Origin of the sequence: Leisingera aquaemixtae, from assembly GCF_019801145.1 — a bacterium.
Classification (GTDB): domain Bacteria; phylum Pseudomonadota; class Alphaproteobacteria; order Rhodobacterales; family Rhodobacteraceae; genus Leisingera; species Leisingera aquaemixtae_A.
This window is the reverse complement of record NZ_JAHVJQ010000050.1, coordinates 1-541: the sequence shown is the minus strand read 5'-3', so window position 1 is coordinate 541 and position 541 is coordinate 1. Positions and strand designations below refer to the sequence as shown.

The 541-nt window shown below is 64.9% G+C and carries 1 protein-coding gene; it reads right to left on the bottom strand.

Features of this window, described 5'->3' with window-relative positions:
• Positions 1-124: 124 nt before the first annotated feature.
• A partial coding sequence (locus KUW17_RS23555) for a formate--tetrahydrofolate ligase (RefSeq protein WP_222482663.1) occupies positions 125-541 on the bottom strand: 417 nt, incomplete at its 5' end.

The following is a 541-nucleotide window of genomic DNA, read 5'->3' as shown; positions in this document are numbered from 1 at the left end:
CCTGTCAATCTGGGCCCGCACCTCTGCCATCGACTGGCAGTCCTGCGGCGGTGTCAGCTTGGTCATGTCTTAAAACTCCAGCGGCCCGGGGTATCCCGGGCCGCTGAATGTCGCATATCTTGTCTTAGAACAAGCCTTCGATCTGGCCGTCCGCATTCAGGCGGATGGTTTCCGCCGCCGGGGTGCGCGGCAGGCCCGGCATGGTCATGATCTCGCCGCAGACCGCAACGATGAAGCCCGCACCGGCGCTGAGGCGCACTTCGCGCACCGGCACCGAGTGGCCCACCGGCGCCCCGCGCAGGGACGGGTCGGTCGAGAAGGAGTACTGGGTCTTCGCCATGCAGACCGGCAGGTTGCCGTAGCCCGCGTCTTCCCATTCCTTCAGCTGGTTGCGGATCTTGTTGTCCGCCAGCACCTCGTCGGCGCGGTAGATGCGCTTGGCGATGGTCTCGATCTTCTCGAACAGCGGCATGTCGTCCGGGTAGATCGGCGAGAAGTTGGCGGAACCGGCGTCGACGATCTCGACAACCTTCTCGGCCAG